This window comes from candidate division KSB1 bacterium (assembly GCA_024655945.1).
GTDB lineage: Bacteria > Zhuqueibacterota > Zhuqueibacteria > JANLFK01 > Oleimicrobiaceae > Oleimicrobium.
This window is the reverse complement of the sequence record JANLFK010000010.1, coordinates 25,719-42,733: the sequence shown is the minus strand read 5'-3', so window position 1 is coordinate 42,733 and position 17,015 is coordinate 25,719. Positions and strand designations below refer to the sequence as shown.

Genomic DNA, 17,015 nt, shown 5'->3' with positions numbered 1-17,015 from the left:
GAGGAGAATCACTGGCTGTCAGGGGGAGCGATGAGGGGAAAGCCGGCAGTTCCTTGCTGCGTGTTGTTTGCCATCGGGGTAGCGGCTGCCCGCTACCTGTTGGAGGACTATGTGTCCGCCCAGACCGCGTGGGCGGTGTTGGGATGCTGTCTGGTGGCAACGGGGATGGCCGCCCTGCTGGTACGGCGCGATCGGCTCACCGGCGCCATGTTGCTGTTCAGCCTCCTGGTGGCAGGAGCGCTCCGGTACTTGCTCGCAGCAGGGGCTACCGATGATCCTACGCACATTGTCCACTTCACCGGCCTCCCGTTTCCGGTGCGCCTGCGCGGCATGGTCACCTCTGGGCCGGACCAGCGCGTGGGGCGCGCGCTCGTGACGCTCCAGGCGAGCAAACTATTTCTGCCGGGCGGCATGCTTCCCGTGCACGGCAAGGTACTCCTCTCCGTGCCGGGCGACGAGAGTCCCATCCGCTACGGCGACTCGCTGGAGGTGGAGGGCACGCTGCGTCTGCCGCGGAACAGGCGCAACCCCGGTGAATTTGACTACCGCGAATACCTGCGCGCTCGTGGAGTGCACGCACTCCTGTCCTGCAGGGATGCTAAGAACGTACGCTACTTGAGCGGGGGGCACGGGGCGTGGCTACTGCGCAAGGTGGTCTACCCGGTGCGCGAGTACATGACCTCTGTGGTGGACCGCTCCATTGCCGGCGATCAGGGGGCCTTTCTCAAAGGCTTGCTCGTCGGCGAAAGAGGCGAGATCAGGCCCGAGTTGCGTCAGGCGTTCGCCAACACCGGGGTCGTGCATGTGCTGGCGGTGAGCGGCTTGCACGTGGGATATGTGGTGCTCATTGCCGCCTCGATCTGCGGGGTGCTGCGCTTGCCGGCAGGGGGGAGGTTGGTCGCCATCTGCGCAGTGTTGGCCCTCTATGTGCTGGTCACTGAGGCCCGTCCCCCGGTGGTGCGCGCCTCCATCATGGCTGTGGTGCTCCTGGGCGGCACGGCGTTCCGCCGGGTGGGCAATGTGTGGAACTCCCTGGCCGTCGCAGGGCTGGTGGTGCTGCTCATCAATCCTTTCGAGCTCTTCCAGGCGGGCTGTCAGCTGTCGTTTGCTGCTGTGGGCTCCATTCTGGGTCTGTATCGGTGGCTGCAGCGTGCCTTCCGCGACCTCCTGTTGCGTGCGGTGGAGAAAGGCAGCTTCTGGGGAACCTCTGTGCTCCCTCTGTTCTTTGTCTCCTTGGCCGCACAGCTTGGCACTCTCCCGTTGACTGCCTACTACTTTGGACGTGTGCCGCTGTGGTCCATCGTCGTCAATCTGCTGGTGGTGCCCACGGTGGGCGTCATCGTGCCCCTGGGCTACACCACAACGCTGCTGGCCCCACTGTGCTGGCCACTGGCGAAACTCTATGCCGCGGCGAATTGGCTTCTGCTCAGTTGCCTGATCCACGGCGTCGAGTGGGTGGGAAATCTGCCGTTCGCCTATGTTGCCTATCCCAGGCCACGGCTCATGCACGCAGTGGCTTACTACGGTCTGTTGGTCTGTCTTCTGCACGTGCGCGAAGCCCGCTGGCGCGGGCGTGTTTTGCTCTTCGTCCTTGCCCTGGCATGCGTCGCAGTGTGGGCGGATGCTTTCCGGCCCCGGGGCAGACTTGAAGTCACGCTCCTCGATGTCGGACAAGGCGATGCGGTGTTTCTGCGCTTCCCCAACGGCAAATGCCTGTTGGTGGACGCCGGCCCCGCAGACTCCACCTACGACGCCGGCCGGCACGTTGTGGAACCCTTCCTGCGCTACCAAGGCGTGCGTCGGCTGGACGGCATAGTGGTCACGCATCCACACAGTGACCACTACGGGGGCGCGGCACACCTCCTGCGTGCATTTCCGGTTGGCGTACTCTTTGAACCTGGCCAGGAGCAACAGGAGCCTCTGTCCCAGGCGCTGGTCAGGGTGGCTGACAGCGTCGGAGTGCGGCGGCAGACCATACGGGCCGGTGACGAACTGACCGGGTGGGAGCCGGCGCTGATCTTCGTGCTTCATCCTTCCCAGGCTTTTGTGCGGAACACGGGGCCAGCGCCGTTCGGCCTCAACAACTGCTCGGCGGTGCTCCTGGTGGCATATGGAAAGACGCGCCTGCTGCTGACCGGGGATGCGGAGATGCCGGCCGAAGAGGCCATGTTGCGCTTTGGCCCACTGCTGAGGAGTCAGGTCCTCAAAGTGGCGCATCACGGGAGTCGAGGGGCCTCGGGCGAGCGGTTCCTTGCAGCGGTGGGGCCGGAGCTTGCCCTCATCTCGGTGGGGGCATGGAACCCGCATCATCACCCCTCTGCTGCTACGCTGGCGCGCATCAGGAAGCAGGGGGCCCGCATTTGGCGAACCGATCATGACGCAGCGGCAGTTTTGTACAGCGATGCCGAGCGGTGGCACCTTGTGCGCTGGCGACGGAGGCTAACCCCGCTGTCAGAGCTTTTGGCCTGGTAGTCCATAGGTTGTGAACCACAGTTCGGAGCAAGAGATGAGAAGGACGAAAATCTGTTGCACCATCGGCCCTGCAAGCGCGTGTCAGAAGACCATCGAAAACCTTATCCGCGCCGGGATGGATGTGGCGCGGCTCAACTTCTCGCATGGCACGCACGAGGAGCACGCCGAGGCCATCGCCATGATTCGCAGAGCTTCGGAACAACTGGGGGTGCCGGTGGCGATCATGCAGGACCTGCAAGGGCCCAAATTGCGCATTGGCCAGGTGGCGGGTGGCTCGCTAACCCTGCTTCGCGGGCAGGAGGTGACCATTCTTGCCCAAGAGGCAGAGGCAGACCCAGGGGTGTTGACCACCTGGTATCTGCACCTGCCCAAGGACGTGCGTCCAGGGGACAAGATTCTGATCGATGACGGCCTCATCCAGCTGAAGGTGCTCGCGACCACCGACCGGTCTGTCACCTGCAAAGTCATCGAAGGAGGGACGGTTACGAGCTACAAAGGGATCAACCTGCCGGGAGTCGAGGTTTCTTCCCCTGCGCTGACGGACAAGGACAGGAAAGACCTCTTGTTCGGGCTCGCACAGGGGGTCGATCTTGTGGCGGTCTCCTTTGTGCGCCGGGCGGCAGATGTTGCGGCAGTGCGGGAGCTCATCGCCGCACAGGGGGCGCCGGTGCGCGTCATTGCCAAGATCGAGAAGCCGGAGGCGCTCGTTGACCTGGATGCCATCCTTCGCACCAGCGATGGCGTGATCGTGGCGCGCGGGGACTTGGGCGTGGAGCTGCCGTTGGAGAGGGTGCCGGTGGTGCAGCAACAGATTGTCCACCGCTGCCGGCAGACGGGGGTGCCCTGTATCGTCGCCACGCAGATGCTGGAGTCGATGCGCACGCAGCCTCGTCCCACCCGCGCAGAGGTCACCGATGTAGCTAATGCCATCCAGGAAGGGGCCGATGCCGTGATGCTTACCGCCGAAACTGCCACCGGCGAGCGTCCAGTGCAGGTGGCGAGAATGCTTGCGCGCATCATTCGTGCGGTGGAAGGCGAGGAGCGCTACCTGCGCAGCGAGGCGCCGCCACGCCCAGCCGCGACCCCGACTGTTGCCGACGCAGTGGCTGATTCTGCTTGCCGCGCAGCCGCTGACCTGAAGGCGCGCGCCATTGTCACCCTCACGCAGTCAGGCTACACCGCATGCATGATTGCCAAGTATCGGCCAGAGGCGCCGATTGTCGCCTTTACGCCGCATGTGGCGGTGCAGCGGCAGATGCAGCTTGTCTGGGGCGTGCGCCCCCGCCTGCTCCAGTTTAGCGATGACTTGCAGGACCTTCTGGAGAGAATCGACGCCCACATGCTCGCCGCCCGCCTTGCCTCGCCTGGCGACCTACTGGTGGTGGTGATGGGCTTCCCCATCCCCAGACGGGGCACTACCAATCTGATAACCGTTCACCAGGTGCGCGGCTGACTGTGGTGGGCCGCCACCGTCCCGGCGCGGCTAACACTGTCCGTAAAGCGGCCCCCGGTTCACGAGGACAAATGGCGCTTGTTTTTCTGCGGGGGCATTTATACATTTTTCGCCCGCGCGGAATCGGTGGGAAAAGGTGAGAGACATTCCATGAAGCGACTCTTCGTGCGCGTTCGGCAGTATTTCAATAAACCTTCGCGGCGGTGGCGAGTGTATGTGTTGCTCGCGGTGGTGCTCTACTTTGTCGCCATCAACCAGGTGATCCGCGTCCGCCCTGACCACGCCTTCGTGGCTTTGCTCATGTTGGCTACCCTGCTTGGCAAGGAGAAAGGCAAGCGCTTTCTCATCGATTGGAGCCCGTTCATCGTGTTCTGGACCGCCTACGACATGATGCGGGGCATTGCCGACTCGGTGCGGGGGGTCATCAACGTGGCGCTCCCCTACCGAGTGGAGTTGGCACTGTTTGGCCCACTGTTTGGCGGGCAGCTCCCCTGCTTCTTCTTCCAGCACTGGCAACAGAGGTTGGGCGCTTCGCCGCTGCGCCAGCTCTTGGATGCCTCTGGGGGCCTGTTCTATACGCTTCACTTCGGCCTGCCCATTGTTTTGGGGTGGTACTTCTGGCACACGAGGGACGATCGTCGGCTGTTCTACACCTTCGTTGGCACCCTGACGCTGCTGAACTTCTCGGCGCTGGCCACCTTCATGGCCTATCCTGCGGCCCCGCCGTGGTACGTATATGCCCATGGCTTTGGTCAGCCGGCCAGGACCTCTTTCTGGGGCATGGGCCCGGGCGGCCTTCTCAACGTGGACCGGATGATCGGGATGAAGTTCTTCACCACCCTGTGGGGGGGATTCAATCCCAACCATTTCGCAGCGATCCCCTCTTTGCACGGGGCCTACCCGGTGGTGATCGCCCTGTTCGTGCACAAGGGCCTGCGCTGGCCGGTGCCACTGGTGGCGCTTTACCCTCTGTGCGTGTGGTTTTCTGCCGTCTACCTCAATCAGCACTACATCATCGATCTTTTGATTGGTACCGGCTATGTGGTCGTTGCCTACGTGATAGTAACCCGAGTGCTTATGCCGAAAGTGATCGATCCGCTGCTGGCGCGCCCTGCCCGTAAGCCAGCAGCCCTGGTGACTACAGTTGCCAATTGAATCGAGGCGGGCTGATAATCTATGGTGAGAGCGCGTATTGCCGGCACAGGGATGTGTGTTCCCGAGCGGGTGGTGAGCAACTTCGATCTGGAAAAGTTGATGGATACCAGCGATGCGTGGATTCGGGAGCGCACCGGCATTGTGGAGCGGCGGTTCGTTACGCCAGGCGTCGGCTCTGCCGACCTTGGGTTAGGCGCAAGCCTGAAGGCCCTGGAAGATGCCGGCAAGAAACCAGAGGAGGTGGACTTTATCATCTTTGCCACGCTGAGCCCGGAGTACCCATTTCCCGGCTCCGGTTGCTTGCTGCAGGCCAAGCTGGGCATCACCGACGTTGGCGCTCTTGACGTGCGCAACCAGTGCAGCGGCTTCATCTACGGCCTGTCCATTGCCGACCAGTACGTTCGCACCGGCATGTATCGCTGCGTGCTGGTCGTCGGAGCAGAGGTGCAATCAATCGGGCTCAACCTCAGCACTGCGGGGAGGGACACGGCGGTGCTGTTTGGCGACGGTGCCGGTGCAGTGGTGGTCACGCCCAGCGCGGACGGCTCTGGGATCCTGTCCACCAATCTGCTCGCCGATGGTCGCTATGCCAAGGAGCTGTGGATGGAGCACCCTGGCTGCTTGCGCAGTCCGCGTCTGACGCCGGAGATGCTCACCGACGGCAGCCTGGACCCCAAGATGAACGGCAGGACCGTTTTCAAGCACGCCGTGACCCGCTTCTGCGAGGCCATCGAGGAGGCGCTGCGGGCCAACGAGCTCACCATTGAGCAAGTGGCCCTCATCATCCCGCACCAGGCGAATCTGCGCATCACCGAAGCGGTGGCTGAGCGCTTTGGCGGAATGGACAAGGTCTACTCGAACATTCACAAGTACGGGAATACCACGGCAGCCTCGATCCCCATTGCCTTGCATGAAGCGGTCAGGGAGGGGCGCGTACGACAGGGTGATTATATCGTGCTGGTGGCGTTCGGCTCGGGATTCACCTGGGCCTCGGCAGTGGTCAAGTGGTAGGATGGACTCATCGTATGCCTGGAGGTGAAGAGTCACCCATGACCAAGAGTGGCAAGAGTCGCCTGGCGATCCTTGTGGGCGGCGGCCCGGCGCCGGGCATCAACGGCGTGATCAGCGCCGCCACCACTGAGGCGCGCAAATCGGACCTCGAGGTGTTGGGCATCATGGATGGCTTCAAATGGCTCATCGGCGACAACCTGGATGAGCTCCGCCAAAACGTGCGGGAGCTGCACATGCGGGACGTGGCGCGCATTCACTTCATGGGCGGCTCCATCCTGCGCACCTCACGGGTCAACCCGACCAAAGATGAACGCACGCTGCGCAATTGCCTGCGCGCCTTTCACCACTTGGGCGTCAACTATGTCATCACCATAGGCGGGGACGACACCATCTACGCGGCAAGCAAGCTGGCCGCGGCGGCCAAGGGCAAAATCAAGTTCGCGCACGTGCCCAAGACCATCGACAACGACTTGCCGCTGCCCGAGAATCTTCCCACCTTCGGCTTTCAGACCGCCCGGCACTTGGGGGCCGAGTTGGTAAAGAATCTCATGGAGGACTCGCGCACCACGAACCGCTGGTATTTCATCGTCGCCATGGGGCGGAAGGCCGGTCACTTGGCGCTGGGCATGGCGAAGGCAGCAGGGGCTACCTTGGCGGTCATCGCCGAGGAGTTTAAGCCGGGCCCCATCACCGTGCAGGCCGTGTGCGACGTGCTGGAAGGGGCCATCCTTAAGCGGCGGGCCATGGGCCATAAGCACGGTGTGGCGGTAATCGCCGAGGGGTTGGCCGAGCGATTCACTCCTGCGGAGCTGCAGGCCATCCCGGGGGTGGTCATCGAGCATGACCCCTACGGGAATATCCGGCTGGGCGAAGTGGAATTGGGCAAAATTCTGAAGCTGCAGCTCGAAAACCGCTTTGCCGCCCGCGGCGACAAGATAGAGATCGTCGAAATCAACATCGGCTATGTGCTCCGCTGCGCCGATCCCATCCCCTTCGACTGCGAGTACGTCCGCGACCTCGGCTACAGTGCCGTGCGCTACCTGCTGAGCACGCGCCCCGAGCATCGCGACAGCGCCCTCATTTGCGTGAATGGCGGCAAGCAGCTGCCGGTGCGCTTCGAGGACGTGCTGGACCCCGCCACGGGTAAGACCCGCTTGCGCCTGGTGGACGTAACTACCGAGTCCTATCAGGTGGCCGTGGAGTACATGGTGCGCTTGCACCAGCGCGACTTGGATGACACCAAGTTCTTGGCAGAGATGGCCAAGTTAGCCCGGGAGGACCCTGAGCACCTCCGGCAACGCCTGGCGCACGTCGCGCTCCCTTGAAGTCGCCGGCACAGGGACCAGGGAAACGGGCAATTTTCCGGTTGTTTTTCCTGCAGGAATGGCGTATATTTTAAGCCAACGTTGGCAAGGGATTATGGCAATCGAGGACAACGTCCGCCAGGTCCGGGAGCGCATCGCGGCGGCGTGCGCCCGGGCGGGTCGCGACCCGCGTGAGGTGGAGATCGTCGCGGTGAGCAAGACCGTGCACGTGGACCGCATTCGTGAGGCTATTGCCGCGGGCATCCGCATTATCGGGGAGAACAGAGTGCAAGAGGCCTGGCCCAAGGTGCAGGCCATTGGCAGAGGGGTAGCGTGGCACATGGTGGGCCACTTGCAGACGAACAAGGTCAAGCGGGCGCTGGAGTGCTTCGACCTCATCCAGTCGGTGGACAGTCTGCATCTGGCCGAAGAAATCAGTCGCCGTGCCATCGCCTGTGGGCGTCGGGTGGAGGTCTTTGTCGAGGTTAACACCTCTGGGGAACCGTCAAAGTTTGGCGTCCCCCCTGAGCAGGCACCGGACCTGGTGGCGCGCATAGCTCAACTGCCTGGCGTGCGCGTCTTGGGGCTGATGACCATCGGTGCCTTCCTTCCTGACCCAGAGCTCGTCCGCCCCTGCTTCGTCACCCTGCGCCAGGTAAGAGAAGAGATAGACCGCCTGGGTATCGACAACGTGCAGATCCCACATCTTTCCATGGGCATGACCGACGATTTTGGAGTCGCGGTCGAAGAAGGGGCAACTTTGGTGCGCATCGGTAGGGCGATTTTCGGTCAGCGCCAGGAGGGCCCGCCTGGCCCGGATTCTGGCGAAGTGCTGCGCAACGTCAGCTGACCGGAGGGTGCCACGGTGAGATTGACGCCACTGGACATACGCAAGCAGGAGTTTCGACGCGCCGTGCGCGGTTTCGACGTCGATGAAGTGGAGACCTTCCTCGACATGGTGGCCGAACAGTTCGAAACCCTGCTCCGCGAACGCAATAGGCTCAACGAAGAAGTGCTCAAGGTCCGCACCCAACTGCGGGACTACCAGCAGGTGGAAAAGACCCTGCAGGAGACGTTGATGAACGCCCAGCAGAGCATCAGCGAGTCCCGTGAGTCTTCCCGACGAGAGGCCGAGCTCATCGTGCGGGAGGCGGAACTGCGCGCCGAGGAGATCATCGAGGACGCCCGCAACCAACTGCAGCAGCTGAAAAACGAGCTCCTGCTGCTGCGCGCGGAAAAGGCCTCCTTCGTGAAACGGCTGAAGCAGCTCCTGCAGTCGCAAGTGGAGCTCGTCGAGGTGCTGAGCAGTGACGACCTTGATCTTGGTGGCTTTCGGACCGTGCAGCGGGAGGAGCAAGAAATTCAGGAGGAAGCGGCGGCCGAAAAGAGCGAACCGCGCATCGTTGGCCTGGATGAACAGCCGGCAACGCCGCCGGCTGCAGGGGCAGAACGCGCCGCGCAGGAAAAACCTTCCGCGCCACCTCCTGGGCGCTTGAGCGACGAGTTCATCATCTGAACCGCAGGGTGGCAGGCACAGAGCAACAGGGAGGATGCCGGATGAACGGTGTGAGGTGGGTTGGCGTGGTGGCCGTGCTCAGCGCCGCTGTGGGGTGCGCACACTGGACGGCTGTGTCCAAAGAAGAAGTCGAGCCGAAACAGACGGTGCGCCTTTCTCTCAGGTCTGGCACCGTGGTGCAGGGCGAACTGGTCGCCGCGGACGCCACGAACCTGATTGTGCAGGGCGATGATGGTCGGGCGTTTCGGGTGGCGACTCACGACATTTCCAGCATCGAGCGCAGGCCTCCCGTCTACGATGAAAATGGCATGCCCATCTCCGAGCGGGAGATCGCCGCAGCCAAGGGGCATCGCCAACTTTTCTTGCACACCTTTGGTGGAACGGCCCTGAGCTGCGGAGTGAGCTTTTACCTAGGATCGATGTTGCAACGCGGCTTTCAGGAAGACCAGACCGACAACACGCTGCGCATCGCCACCACTGCCGTGGGCAGCGCTGTCGGCGCCCTGTACTTTGCCCTGCGGGGGGACAAGAGGGACCGTCAATATGCCATCCAGCAGATCAACGCCGAGCGGCTGCGCAGGTCGGAAGAGGAGCTGAACGCCGAAAGGGCGCGCAAGGCCCAGGTGGAGGCAGAGCTGGACAGGCTGCGCCGCGAGCAGGAGGCTCAGGAACGCGAGATTGAAGCGCTGCGCAAGCAGAGAGAGGCCCAAAAGCAGGGAAAGCAAAAACCGCCACGCTGAGAAGAGGTATTGCGGCAATGCAGGGACTACGTCAGCAGCTTGAAGAGACCGCTGCCTTCATCCGCAGGCACACCCAGATGCAGCCGGAGGTGGGGATCATCCTTGGCACCGGGCTCGGCGCCCTTGCCGACGAAATCGAAAAGGAAGCCGTGCTCTCTTACGAGGAGATCCCGCACTTTGCCCGCTCCACGGTGGAATTCCACGCGGGCAAGCTGCTCTTCGGTAAGTTGGGCGGCAAGAGGGTGATGGCCATGCAGGGCCGCTTCCACTACTACGAAGGGTACACGATGAAGCAGATCACCTATCCGGTGCGCCTCATGAAGCACCTTGGGGCACACACCCTGGTGGTCTCTTCGGCGAGTGGCTGCCTAAATCCGCTGTTCCGCCCAGGCCAAATTGTGATTATCACCGACCACATCAACCTTCTCGGCGACAACCCACTGATCGGTATCAACGACGAGTCGCTGGGGCCGCGCTTTCCGGACATGTCCGAACCCTACAGTCGCGCCCTCATCGCCTTGGCCGAGCAGGTGGCCATGGAGGAGAAGATCTGGGTGCAAAAGGGTGTGTACGTGGCCATGACCGGCCCCTCGTTAGAGACGGCTGCCGAGTACCGCTTCCTGCGCACCATCGGGGCAGACGTGGTGGGTATGTCCACCGTGCCGGAGGTCATAGTGGCCGTGCATGCGGGTATGCGCGTGCTGGGCCTGTCCGTCATCACCGATGCCTGCTTTGCCGACTGCCTGAAGCCGGCGGACATCACCGAGATTCTGCATTTTGCAAAACAGGCCGAGCCCAGCCTGACGATTCTTATGCGCAAAGTCATCGAGCGAATGTGAACTGACGAGCACCAACCACGCTGAGTCGAAGTGAATGGCTATGTATCGCGAGTTCTCGGGTCGGGTCGATTATCCTCAACTGGAGAAGGATGTCCTCAAATTCTGGGAAGAACGGAGAATCTTCCAGAAGAGCGTCGAGTCCCGCGACCCGGCCCACAAGTTCGTCTTCTATGAAGGCCCCCCTACTGCCAACGGGCGCCCTGGCATTCACCACGTCATCTCGCGCACGGTAAAGGATTTCGTCTGCCGCTGGCGGACCATGCAGGGTTACCGCGTGGAGCGCAAGGCGGGCTGGGACACGCACGGCCTGCCGGTGGAAATTGAGGTCGAAAAGAAGCTGGGCATCCAGCGCAAAGACCAGGTCATTGCCTATGGCATCGAGCGCTTCAACGAGGAGTGCCGCAAATCGGTCTTTGCCTACAAAGAAGACTGGGACGAGATGACGCGCCGCATCGGCTTTTGGGTCGACCTCGAGCAGCCGTACATCACCTACACCAACGACTACATCGAGACGGTCTGGTGGATTTTGCACCAGTTCTGGAACAAGGGCCTCCTCTACCAGGGTCACAAGATCCTCCCTTACTGTCCACGTTGCGAAACGCCGCTCTCCAGCCACGAGGTGTCGCAAGGCTATGAAGAGGTCGAAGACCCCTCCATCTACGTGAAAGTGCCCATTGTCGGCCAGGAAAACACGTTCTTCCTGGTGTGGACCACCACTCCGTGGACACTTCTCTCAAACGTCGCCTTGGCTTTGCACCCGGAGCTTTCCTACGTCAAGGTGTGGCACCAGGGAGCGCACCTCGTGCTTGGCTTTGACCGCCTGTCGTGTCTCGACGGCGACTATGAAATCGAAGAGAAGATGCGCGGGGAACAGCTGGCAGGTGTGAGCTACGAGCCGCTGTTCAACTACCTTACCCCGGAGAAGCGCGCCTACTACACCATGGTCGCCGATTTTGTGAGCACCGAGGAGGGAACGGGCATCGTGCACATTGCCCCGGCGTTCGGCGGAGAGGACTACCAGGTAGGCGAACAGTACGACCTGCCGGTGTTGCAGCCAGTGGACAAGAGCGGACGCTTCACCGCGGAGATTCAGCCCTGGCAGGGGATGTTCGTCAAAGATGCCGATCCCCTGATCATCGACAACCTGCGCGAGCGGAAGCTCTTGTATAAGGCCGAGCGCATCAGACATAGCTACCCCTTCTGCTGGCGCTGTTCCTCGCCGCTGCTCTACTACGCGCGCAAGTCGTGGTACCTGCGCACCACTGCCTTCAAGGAGGCCTTGATACGCAACAACCGCTTGATCAAGTGGTTCCCCCCTGAGGTGGGTGAGGGCCGGTTCGGTGAGTGGCTGGAAAACAACGTCGATTGGGCCCTGTCACGGGATCGGTTCTGGGGCACGCCGCTCAACATCTGGATCTGTGAGGGCTGCGGAGCCCAGGAGAGCATCGGCAATGTTGCGGCGCTCATGGAACGCGGCGGACTGCGTGAGGTTATCGACCTGCACCGCCCCTACATTGACCAAGTCAGCATTCCGTGCCCCTCTTGCGGCCAGCCCATGCGGCGCACGCCAGAGGTCCTGGACTGCTGGTTCGATTCCGGGGCGATGCCTTACGCCCAATTCCACTACCCCTTTGAGAACGTGGCGGTCTTCGAGCAGAACTTTCCTGCCGATTTCATCGCTGAGGGTGTTGACCAGACCAGAGGGTGGTTCTACTCGCTGCTGGTGCTTAGCACCCTGCTCTTTGACAAGCCGGCCTACAAGAGCTGCGTATCCCTTGGCCTGATTCTGGACAAGGAAGGCCAGAAGATGTCCAAGAGCCGTGGCAACACGGTCGACCCGTTCGACCACCTGAACAAGGAGGGCGCCGACGCCTTGCGCTGGTACCTGCTCACCGCCAGCGCGCCCTGGCTGCCCACGCGTTTTGACCCGGCCGGGGTTGTTGAGGCGCAGAACAAATTCCTGGACACGCTGGTCAATGTGTACAACTTTTTCGCCATGTACGCCAACGTTGATGGGTTCATCCCCGGCGCGGAACGTCTCCCGGTGGAAGAGCGCTCGCAGCTGGATCGCTGGCTGCTGTCGACGCTGCACAGCACCGTGCGCGTGGTCAACGACGACTTGGCGCAGTACGAGCTGTCGCGGGCGGCGCGGCGCATCGGCGAATTCGTGATCGATGACCTTTCCAACTGGTACGTACGGCGCTCCCGCCGACGCTTTTGGAAAGCAGAAAACAACCAAGACAAACTGGCCGCCTATCAGACGCTCTACGAAGCACTCCTCACCAGCGTGCGTCTGGCTGCGCCTTTTGTGCCGTTCCTCACTGACGAGCTGTACCGAAGGCTGGAGGAGGGGAGTGGCGCCTCCTTGCCGGAGAGCGTGCACTTGGACGCCTATCCAGTGCCTGACCAGCCTCCCTGCGACTTTTGGGACGAACGGCTGGAAGAGCGCATGAACTTGGTGCGGCAAATTGTCCTCCTCGGGCGCGCGTTACGCAACCAGGAGGGGGTGAAAGTGCGGCAGCCACTGGCCAGACTGGTGGTGGTCGATCCTCACGACCGACGTCGGGCCATGCTGGACGGCATGGAGAACCTGCTTCTGGAAGAGTTGAACATCAAACGGGTGGAGTTTGTGGCGGATTCATCAGCGCTGCACAGCCGTCGCGCCGAGCCGTTGTTCCGTGCGTTGGGGCCGAAGTTTGGCAGCAAGGTCAACGCAGTGGCCCAGGCTATCCGCTCGCTGGAGGAAACGCAGATCAGCACGCTGCTAGCGCGCGGAGTTTTGCCCCTCACGGTCGACGGCACGGAAGTGACCCTCACCGCGGAGGATGTGCAAGTGGTGATGCAACAGGCGCCGGGGCTGGTGGTTGGCAGCGAAGGCGAACTCACCGTCGCCTTGGACACCACTTTGAACGAGGACCTGGAACTGGAGGGGCTGGCGCGGGAGTTCGTCAACCGGGTGCAGAACACCCGGAAAGTGGCGCAGTTTGACGTCGTCGACCGCATCATTATCTCGTGTGACGCTCAGGGCAAGTTGGCCAAGGCCATCTCGCGGCTTGCCTCGTACATCCGCACCGAGACGCTGGCCAAAGAGATCGTCTTGCCGGAGGTCAGTGGCGAGTACACGAAGAAATGGAACATTGGCGAGGAGGTAGTCACCATCGGGGTGAGCCGCATCAGGGAACGGTGACAGATGGTGGGGAGTCTGCACACACCACAACACCTGTGATGTGTACAGGTCGGAGGAGACAATGACCAAAAAGGAACTGGAGTACTTCAAGAAGCTGATCCTGCAGAAGCGGGAAGAACTCCTCAGGGAATTGGAGAGGCTGAAGGAGTCGGGGTTGAACTCCACGCTGAAAGAGGCTACCGGAGACCACTCTTCCTACTCCTTCCACATGGCCGACCAGGGCACCGACACCATGGAGCGTGAGAAGGCCTTTTTCCTTGCCTCCCGGGAAGGAAATCTCCTCTACCACCTGGACAGGGCTTTGGAGCGCATCGAGGACGGCACCTACGGCAAGTGCGTGCAGTGCGGCAAGGATATCGGCAAGGAGCGGCTCGAAGCGGTGCCCCATGTGCGGCTGTGCATCGAGTGTAAGGCCAAGGAGGAGAAGCAGCGTCAGTGACCCGAACCGAGGTGCGATAGGTGATCGAACGAGTGAAAGTGCTCCGCTATGCAGCGCTCGTACTGGTGGCCGATCAATTGACCAAGGTGCTGGCGCGCCATCTGCTGCCGCGCGACCACTCGGTGCCGCTGGTGGGTGACTTGGTGCGCCTGACCTACGTGGAAAACCCGGGCATCGCTTTCGGCATCAGAGTGGGCCATGGGCCAGTCTTCACCGTGCTGATTGCTGTGGCGAGTATCGTGGTGCTGGTCTACCTGCTGCGCGCCCACGCAGTGAGCAACATCGAGCGCGTCGCTTTGGCCATCACCTTTGGCGGGGCACTGGGCAATCTTACCGATAGAGTCCTCTTTGGCCGGGTTGTGGACTTTGTGGATGTGGACTTTCCGGATTTCCTGATGGCCCGCTGGCCGGTGTTCAACGTCGCAGACGCTGCCGTCACCATCGGGGTCATCGTCCTCATCTTAATGATTCTGCTGAGCTCCGAGCGTGGCGGCCACCGGCAGACCAGCGAGCAACTCTCTGCCTGAGCGTGCCTCAAGTGGCACATGCCGCGCGAACAGCACACCCTGGTGGTCCCGCAGGCGGATGAGCGCCGGCGCTTAGACAATTTCCTTCGCCAGCATTTGCCTCACCTGACGCGCTCGCGCATTCAACGCCTGATCGATGAGGGGCAGATCCTGCTCAACGGCGCGCCCACGAAACCTGGCCATCGCGTCCGGCCGGGGCAGGTGGTGGAGGTGACCGTTCCTGAACCCAAGAAGTTAGAGATCCTTCCCGAGCAAATCCCCCTGGACATTCTCTACGAGGATGAACATCTTTTGGTACTGAACAAGCCGGCAGGCATGGTCGTCCACCCTGCGTTTGCCAACTACACCGGCACTCTGGTTAATGCCCTTTTGGCGCACTGCCAGCAGCTGTCCGGAATTGGCGGCGTGCAGCGGCCCGGCATCGTCCATCGCCTGGATAGGGAGACATCGGGGGTGATGGTGGTAGCCAAGAGCGACGCGGCGCATGTGGCACTGTCGCAACAATTTGCCGCGCGCCAGGTGCAGCGGGAGTACCGGGCAGTGGTCTGGGGACACTTCCGCTCGCCGAGCGGCCGGGTGGAGACCTTGCTGCGGCGCAGCCCCAAGAACCGCCTGCGCATGACCGTCTCCAAACTCGGCAAGCTGGCCATCACCAACTACGAGGTGCTGGAGGAGTTTCGCCTGCTCAGCCTGCTGTGCCTGACCTTGGGGACCGGAAGGACGCATCAGATTCGCGTGCACATGGCCTACATCGGCCATCCAGTTTTCGGCGATGCCACCTACGGCGGCAGAAGTAAGCGCTTGAGCGGCCTGAGCCGCGAAAACCTCGCTTTCGCAGTGAAGCTCCTCAAGCAGTTCAACCGGCCCGCCCTGCACGCCCTCAGCCTTGGCTTCGTGCATCCGGTCCTGCACCAGGAGATGTACTTCGAGGTCCCGCCCCCGGATGACTTTCAGCGCCTTCTTGCCGCGCTGAAAGAAATGCCGGTCAAATAGCCCCCGGAGGGATCAGCTCTATCGCATTGCAGCCCGAAGCAAGCGCACGACCTCGCCTTGCTCCGGGAAGCGGCCGAGTCGCCTTTTCGAAAAAATCAGCTGGCCGTCCACTTCCACCTCAAACACGCCTGCGGTGGACTGCACCACCTCTGGCTCTATGCCAAAGTGCTGTGCTATTTCCTCCGCCAAACTGACGGCGCGCGCTCGAAAGCCTCAGGTGGTGCAGTAAGGAATGCGAACGGTCATGGCTTTTCTCCGGAAGCTGGTGTTTTCGTCTTGTCTTCCCCTGCAGGTCTCCGCTCCTGCTCCAGCAGGATAGCAGCGGCCTCCTCGAGGTCATTGGCGACAAAGTCGGCCGCCACGGCGTACTCCCCATCCTGGCCGCCTGCGCCGGTGCGCACCAGGATGCTCCTGCACCCCGCGCGGCGGGCAGTCTCGACGTCGGCTGTGCGGTCACCGATCACCACGCTGTGATGCAGATCCACATTGAGCTGCTCCTGGGCCAGGCGGAGAAGCGCTGTGCCCGGCTTGCGGCACTCGCACTGCTCAGCTAGCCCGTGCGGGCAGAAGTAGACCTTGTCGACACGCACTCCGTGGGCATCGAGGAGTTTGAGCATCGCACTGTTGACGCGGTAAAAGTCCTCAAGCGTGAAGTAACCGAGCCCGATTCCCGCCTGATTGGTCAGCACCACAATCCGATAGCCCATGTCCTGAAGGCGCTTGAGGCCTGCGGCTGCCGCGGGGAGCAATCGTACCTTGTCCGGCTCGTGCAGAAAGGGCACATCCTCCAAGATGGTGCCATCCCGGTCGACGAACACGGCGGGCGCCTGCTTCGGAGGCGGGCGACGAATATGCACGGCGCCATCGCGTTCCACCGGCGCGGCCTGAGGCACATGTGCCGCGGCGGCCCGGGCGATGATTTCCGTGCTGGACAGAGGGGTGGCCACCGGAAGCAACAGCACCCGGCCCCCACAGCGCTCCACCACCTCGCTGGAGGTCAATTCCGCTGGCCGATAGTCGCCTGCCTTGATGTAAAGGTCCGGCCGCAAGAGTTCGATGTTCACCTTGTTGCGGCGTTCCGAGAAGATGAAGACCAGGTCGACGCATTCCAGGGCGGCCACCACCTCCGCCCGTTGCTGGGCGGGGATAATGGGCCGGTGGGGCCCCTTGTAGGCCCGCACGGAGGCGTCGGAGTTCACCCCCACCACCAACAGGTCACAGGCCTGGCGCGCCTTTTCCAGATAGTCGACATGGCCGGCGTGGAGGAGGTCAAAGGCCCCAGAGGTGAAGCCGACCTTCTTGCCCTCCGCCCGCGCCTGTGCGCACAGAGCGGCGACTTCTTCCCGGGGCTTGATCTTGTCGCTTCGCGGGCGCATGTG

14 protein-coding genes and 1 pseudogene are annotated in these 17,015 nt (G+C 62.2%); 13 read left to right on the top strand and 2 right to left on the bottom strand.

Annotation, left to right across the window (positions count from 1 at the left end):
• The first annotated feature begins 30 nt into the window (after positions 1–30).
• From NUW13_12035 to NUW13_11975, 13 genes are all read left to right on the top strand, one after another.
• Entirely contained in the window at positions 31–2,472 is a 2,442-nt protein-coding gene (locus NUW13_12035) for a DNA internalization-related competence protein ComEC/Rec2 (GenBank protein MCR4439749.1), read from the top strand.
• A 34-nt stretch (positions 2,473–2,506) separates the two neighbouring features.
• Positions 2,507–3,925: a pyruvate kinase gene (gene pyk, locus NUW13_12030; protein MCR4439748.1), complete on the top strand. Its 1,419-nt coding sequence runs from the start codon at positions 2,507–2,509 to the stop codon at positions 3,923–3,925.
• Positions 3,926–4,075: 150 nt separating this feature from the next.
• On the top strand, positions 4,076–5,080 hold the full coding sequence (locus NUW13_12025; GenBank protein MCR4439747.1) for a phosphatase PAP2 family protein: 1,005 nt from the start codon (positions 4,076–4,078) through the stop codon (positions 5,078–5,080).
• 21 nt (positions 5,081–5,101) lie between these two features.
• Entirely contained in the window at positions 5,102–6,091 is a 990-nt protein-coding gene (locus NUW13_12020) for a ketoacyl-ACP synthase III (GenBank protein ID MCR4439746.1), read from the top strand.
• Positions 6,092–6,129: 38 nt separating this feature from the next.
• Positions 6,130–7,416: a 6-phosphofructokinase gene (locus NUW13_12015; GenBank protein MCR4439745.1), complete on the top strand. Its 1,287-nt coding sequence runs from the start codon at positions 6,130–6,132 to the stop codon at positions 7,414–7,416.
• Between the two features lie 94 nt (positions 7,417–7,510).
• On the top strand, positions 7,511–8,245 hold the full coding sequence (locus tag NUW13_12010) for a YggS family pyridoxal phosphate-dependent enzyme (GenBank protein ID MCR4439744.1): 735 nt from the start codon (positions 7,511–7,513) through the stop codon (positions 8,243–8,245).
• 15 nt (positions 8,246–8,260) lie between these two features.
• A complete protein-coding gene (locus tag NUW13_12005; protein ID MCR4439743.1) occupies positions 8,261–8,911 on the top strand; it encodes a DivIVA domain-containing protein in 651 nt (216 codons plus the stop codon).
• Positions 8,912–8,952: 41 nt separating this feature from the next.
• On the top strand, positions 8,953–9,651 hold the full coding sequence (locus NUW13_12000; protein MCR4439742.1) for a hypothetical protein: 699 nt from the start codon (positions 8,953–8,955) through the stop codon (positions 9,649–9,651).
• Between the two features lie 17 nt (positions 9,652–9,668).
• Positions 9,669–10,490, top strand: a complete 822-nt coding sequence (locus tag NUW13_11995; GenBank protein ID MCR4439741.1) for a purine-nucleoside phosphorylase — start codon at positions 9,669–9,671, stop codon at positions 10,488–10,490.
• 34 nt (positions 10,491–10,524) lie between these two features.
• Positions 10,525–13,677, top strand: a complete 3,153-nt coding sequence (gene ileS, locus NUW13_11990) for an isoleucine--tRNA ligase (GenBank protein ID MCR4439740.1) — start codon at positions 10,525–10,527, stop codon at positions 13,675–13,677.
• Between the two features lie 61 nt (positions 13,678–13,738).
• Entirely contained in the window at positions 13,739–14,116 is a 378-nt protein-coding gene (locus NUW13_11985) for a TraR/DksA C4-type zinc finger protein (GenBank protein ID MCR4439739.1), read from the top strand.
• A 20-nt stretch (positions 14,117–14,136) separates the two neighbouring features.
• Positions 14,137–14,643, top strand: coding sequence for a signal peptidase II (gene lspA / locus NUW13_11980; protein MCR4439738.1), 507 nt, complete (start codon positions 14,137–14,139; stop codon positions 14,641–14,643).
• A gap of 18 nt (positions 14,644–14,661) precedes the next feature.
• Positions 14,662–15,636 carry an RluA family pseudouridine synthase gene (locus NUW13_11975; GenBank protein ID MCR4439737.1) on the top strand — a complete coding sequence of 325 codons (975 nt, stop codon included), beginning with the start codon at positions 14,662–14,664 and terminating at the stop codon, positions 15,634–15,636.
• 18 nt (positions 15,637–15,654) lie between these two features.
• Here the strand turns inward: NUW13_11975 and NUW13_11970 are convergent.
• Both NUW13_11970 and NUW13_11965 read right to left on the bottom strand, forming a co-directional pair.
• Positions 15,655–15,834 (bottom strand): annotated as a pseudogene (locus NUW13_11970) (Rdx family protein).
• Positions 15,835–15,878: 44 nt separating this feature from the next.
• Complete coding sequence (locus NUW13_11965; protein ID MCR4439736.1) at positions 15,879–17,012, bottom strand: HAD-IIIA family hydrolase; 1,134 nt, start codon at positions 17,010–17,012, stop codon at positions 15,879–15,881.
• Positions 17,013–17,015: the final 3 nt, after the last annotated feature.

Excerpts from the sequence above, each read along its gene's own strand:
- NUW13_12035 (MCR4439749.1), top strand. The coding sequence starts at position 31 with ATGAGGGGAAAGCCGGCAGTTCCTTGCTGCGTGTTGTTTGCCATCGGG.
- pyk (MCR4439748.1), top strand. The coding sequence starts at position 2,507 with ATGAGAAGGACGAAAATCTGTTGCACCATCGGCCCTGCAAGCGCGTGT.
- NUW13_12025 (MCR4439747.1), top strand. The coding sequence starts at position 4,076 with ATGAAGCGACTCTTCGTGCGCGTTCGGCAGTATTTCAATAAACCTTCG.
- NUW13_12020 (MCR4439746.1), top strand. The coding sequence starts at position 5,102 with ATGGTGAGAGCGCGTATTGCCGGCACAGGGATGTGTGTTCCCGAGCGG.
- NUW13_12015 (MCR4439745.1), top strand. The coding sequence starts at position 6,130 with ATGACCAAGAGTGGCAAGAGTCGCCTGGCGATCCTTGTGGGCGGCGGC.
- NUW13_12010 (MCR4439744.1), top strand. The coding sequence starts at position 7,511 with ATGGCAATCGAGGACAACGTCCGCCAGGTCCGGGAGCGCATCGCGGCG.
- NUW13_12000 (MCR4439742.1), top strand. The coding sequence starts at position 8,953 with ATGAACGGTGTGAGGTGGGTTGGCGTGGTGGCCGTGCTCAGCGCCGCT.
- NUW13_11995 (MCR4439741.1), top strand. The coding sequence starts at position 9,669 with ATGCAGGGACTACGTCAGCAGCTTGAAGAGACCGCTGCCTTCATCCGC.
- ileS (MCR4439740.1), top strand. The coding sequence starts at position 10,525 with ATGGCTATGTATCGCGAGTTCTCGGGTCGGGTCGATTATCCTCAACTG.
- NUW13_11985 (MCR4439739.1), top strand. The coding sequence starts at position 13,739 with ATGACCAAAAAGGAACTGGAGTACTTCAAGAAGCTGATCCTGCAGAAG.
- NUW13_11975 (MCR4439737.1), top strand. The coding sequence starts at position 14,662 with ATGCCGCGCGAACAGCACACCCTGGTGGTCCCGCAGGCGGATGAGCGC.
- NUW13_11965 (MCR4439736.1), bottom strand. The coding sequence starts at position 17,012 with ATGCGCCCGCGAAGCGACAAGATCAAGCCCCGGGAAGAAGTCGCCGCT.